At 62.1% G+C, this 3,217-nt stretch carries 5 protein-coding genes; 1 reads left to right on the top strand and 4 read right to left on the bottom strand.

The genetic code is table 11. From position 1 onward, the window contains the following. From ACYVDE_RS18335 to ACYVDE_RS18320, 4 genes are all read right to left on the bottom strand, one after another. On the bottom strand, positions 1-194 hold a 194-nt coding region (locus tag ACYVDE_RS18335), incomplete at its 3' end, for a VOC family protein (protein ID WP_460503000.1). A gap of 6 nt (positions 195-200) precedes the next feature. Further along, on the bottom strand, positions 201-734 hold the full coding sequence (locus tag ACYVDE_RS18330; protein ID WP_460502999.1) for a dihydrofolate reductase family protein: 534 nt from the start codon (positions 732-734) through the stop codon (positions 201-203). Positions 735-764: 30 nt separating this feature from the next. Further along, positions 765-1,187, bottom strand: coding sequence for a VOC family protein (locus tag ACYVDE_RS18325; RefSeq protein ID WP_460502998.1), 423 nt, complete (start codon positions 1,185-1,187; stop codon positions 765-767). Between the two features lie 182 nt (positions 1,188-1,369). Then, a complete protein-coding gene (locus ACYVDE_RS18320) occupies positions 1,370-1,807 on the bottom strand; it encodes a DoxX family protein (RefSeq protein WP_460502997.1) in 438 nt (145 codons plus the stop codon). Positions 1,808-1,972: 165 nt separating this feature from the next. Here ACYVDE_RS18320 and ACYVDE_RS18315 point away from each other — a divergent pair, with 165 nt between their 5' ends. After that, on the top strand, positions 1,973-2,962 hold the full coding sequence (locus ACYVDE_RS18315; protein ID WP_460502996.1) for a GlxA family transcriptional regulator: 990 nt from the start codon (positions 1,973-1,975) through the stop codon (positions 2,960-2,962). Positions 2,963-3,217: the final 255 nt, after the last annotated feature.

Below are 3,217 nucleotides of genomic sequence, written 5' to 3'. Positions count from 1 at the left end.
ATGGCCAAGCCCGCTAGGCCTTCGGCCAGCACAATGGAGCAGCCCGAGCCGGGCGGCGTGAGCTGCACCACGCGCACGCCGGGGCCGGGCCGCACATCGTGGTCGAGCCGAAAGCCGACTTGAGCCGAATAAAAGGCTTTGGCGCGGTCAATATTGGCCACCGGCACGGGAATCAGTTCCAGTTTCAAGTCCATAAAAAATCAGGCGTCGGCCGGTTGGTAGGTGAGCACCAACACGCCTGTACTGGTGACGTGTGACGATTTCAGCCGGAAATTCGTCGGCGCTTCGGCGAAAAGCCGCCTCCCGCCGCCCAGCACCACCGGGAAAATCATCAAGCGGTATTCGTCAATCAGGCCGTGCTGGCGCAGGTATTCCACCAGCTCTCCGCTGCCGTAGATGAGCAGGTTCTGGCCGGGCTCCTGCTTGAGGCGCGCCACTTCAGCGGCCACGTCGCCCGCGATGATGCTGGCGTTCCACCCGGCGGTGTGCAAGGTGCGCGAGGCCACGTACTTGGGTAGGCTGTTCATGCGGGCAGCGCCGGGAGCATCGGGCATGTTGGGCCAGGCGCCGGCAAAGGCCTCGTAGGTGACGCGACCCAGTAGCAGGGCGTCGCAGTTCGCCATCAGCTCGCCCTGGAATTCGCCCAGTTCGTCGTTGAAGTAGGGCGCGGTCCAGGCCGGGTGTTCCATCACACCGTCGAGGGTGAGATATTCGGCGACAATTACTTTGCTCATGGCCGTTGGGGGAATGACTGGCGGCGGTGATTACGCGCCGGCAGCCTGGCCAAAATTGAACATCCACTCCGTGCCAAATCGGTCGATGAGCGTGCCGTACTTCCCGCCCCAGAACATATCGGCCAGCGGGTCGACCACGGTGCCGCCCTCGCCCAGCCTGGCAAACAGCGTGTTTATTTCTTCGTCGCTGCTGCAGTTCAGGCACATGGCAATGTTGTTGCCGGGCGCGAACGACTGTCGCGGGTCCAGGGCGTCGCAGGCCATGAGCACGAACGAGCCGGTGGTTAGCGTGCCGTGCATAATCTTGTCCTGGGCGTCGGCGGGCATCTGGTCGCACATGGCAGTATCGCGCACGCGCATCAGCTGGAGCTCGCCGCCGAGGCAGCTTTGATAGAAGGCGAGGGCCTCGCGACAGGTGCCGGGATAGGCAATGTGGGGGCTGAGGTGGGCCATGGGAATGGGAGGATTTGGGAGTTTGTGAATGGAATTGAATGAATTGGGAAAAGAAAAAACGTCATGCAGAGCGCAGTGAAGCATCTTGCGTGCAGCACTAATCAATAAGTACTGCCTTGGCAAACGAAGCGGTAGATAGGCCTCGCTTGCACTCATCATGAGAGTTTTTATGCGCATTTCCATTATCGCCCGGCCGTGGCCAGCGACACTGCTGCCGCCTCTGCTGCCGAAGCGTCGGGCGTTTGCGGGCGGCTGCTGAGGTAGCGTTTCCAGAGGAAATAAATGCCGAATACCACCGCCAGCATCACCAGCGCCGGCAGCGTGGCCACCAGGCCCATGCCGGCAAACAGCACCGAGGCGGCCGCGCCGATGAAATCGAACACGAAGCCCGCGAAGGCCCATTCCTTAAGAGTGCGGTAGCGGTTTTGCAGCAGGGCCGAAGCGCCCAGAATTTTGACCGCCCCCGTGATGTCCATGATGAACACCGGGTAGCCGAGCTGCTTCATGGCGGCCACGCCGGTGGGCTCGTGCAGCAGGCCGGCCACGCCGTCGGCCAGCATCATCAGGCAGAAAAGAATGGTGAGCGTCCAATAGAGGCGGGCGGTGGTGCGGGGCTGCATGGCGAAAATTTTGGTGGTGAAAAAGATGGATTCAGCGGGGCGAATGCTAAAAATATGATTGCCTAACTGGTTTAGCAAATGTATTAGCAAAAGGCGGGGGTGCAAAGGGGCAATTGTGCCCAAATGCAGGGTGAAATGCGCCAGTGCATTGCCTACATTTGGGGCATGAAGCACGTATCTATTCTGGTGCCGGCCGGCGATGCAGTGGTGGGCAGCATTGAAGGGCCGCACAAAGTGCTGAGCCAGGTGAACGACCTGCTGGCGGGCGCGGGCCAGCCGCCGGCCTTTCATATCGAGCTGGTAGGCCTCACCCGCGACAGAACCTTCAACCGCGGCCTGTTTACGCTGCACGCCCACCGCACCATCGCCGAGGAGTTCCGCACCGACCTCATCATCATTCCTGCCCCGCACGGCGACCTGGCCGAGGCTGTGGCCCTGAATCAGGACCTCATCAACTGGATTGCCGCCCAGCATGCGCGCGGGGCCGAGGTGGCCAGCCTGTGCCTGGGCGCGTTTCTGCTGGCCGCCACCGGCCTCATGGACGGCCGGCAATGCGCCACGCACTGGCTGGGTGCGCCGCAGTTCGCGGCCATGTATCCGGCCGTGCACCTCGTAGCCGAGCAGGTTATTACCGACGAGCAGGGCATCTACAGCAGCGGCGGGGCCTATTCCTACCTCAATCTGGTGTTGTATCTGGTGGAGAAATACGTGAGCCGCGACATGGCCGTGTGCTGCGCCAAGGTATTTCAAATTGATATTGGCCGCCGCAGCCAGTCGCCGTTCGTCATTTTCCGGGGCCAGAAAGACCACGACGACGCGCCCATCAAAAAGACCCAGGAGTTCATCGAGCAGCATTTCGCCGGCAAGCTCTCGGTGGAGGACCTGGCAGACCTGAGCTGCCTGAGCCGCCGCAACTTCGAGCGCCGCTTCAAGAAAGCCACCAGCAATACGGTGGCCGAATACGTGCAGCGCGTCAAAATCGAGGCTGCCAAGATGAGCCTCGAAACCTCGCAGGAAAACGTGAACGAGGTGATGTACTCGGTGGGCTACACCGACGCCAAGGCCTTTCGTGCGCTATTCAAGCGCCTCACGGGCATGTCGCCGCTGGCCTACCGCGAGCGGTACAGCCGCAAGGCGCTGCCGTTGGCAGCCTAGCCGGCGCGGCGGTTTGCCGGCTTTAGGGTGCTAAAATGATTGGCGCCGTTGGGTTGGTGCAACCATCGGCGGGGCGGGCCGGTCAGCGGGGTAAGGGCCGCCCCGCGGGGCGGCGGTTATTTCACCTTACTGCTGGCTGCTTATGTTCACTCTATCTCGCAAACTTTCGGGGCTGGGCCTGCTGGCCGCCGCGCTACTGGCCACCGCCTGCCACAAAGCCGACGTGGCCGTGCCCGACCCGGTGGCCCAGCTCAC

The sequence above is a fragment of the Hymenobacter agri genome (assembly GCF_054778495.1).
The sequence above is the reverse complement of the archived record's forward strand: the minus strand, read 5'-3'. Positions and strand labels throughout refer to the sequence as shown.

What these genes read in the sequence shown, in the direction of transcription:
- ACYVDE_RS18315 (WP_460502996.1), top strand. Translation starts at nt 1,973, where the DNA reads ATGAAGCACGTATCTATTCTGGTGCCGGCCGGCGATGCAGTGGTGGGC.
- ACYVDE_RS18330 (WP_460502999.1), bottom strand. Translation starts at nt 734, where the DNA reads ATGAGCAAAGTAATTGTCGCCGAATATCTCACCCTCGACGGTGTGATG.
- ACYVDE_RS18320 (WP_460502997.1), bottom strand. Translation starts at nt 1,807, where the DNA reads ATGCAGCCCCGCACCACCGCCCGCCTCTATTGGACGCTCACCATTCTT.
- ACYVDE_RS18325 (WP_460502998.1), bottom strand. Translation starts at nt 1,187, where the DNA reads ATGGCCCACCTCAGCCCCCACATTGCCTATCCCGGCACCTGTCGCGAG.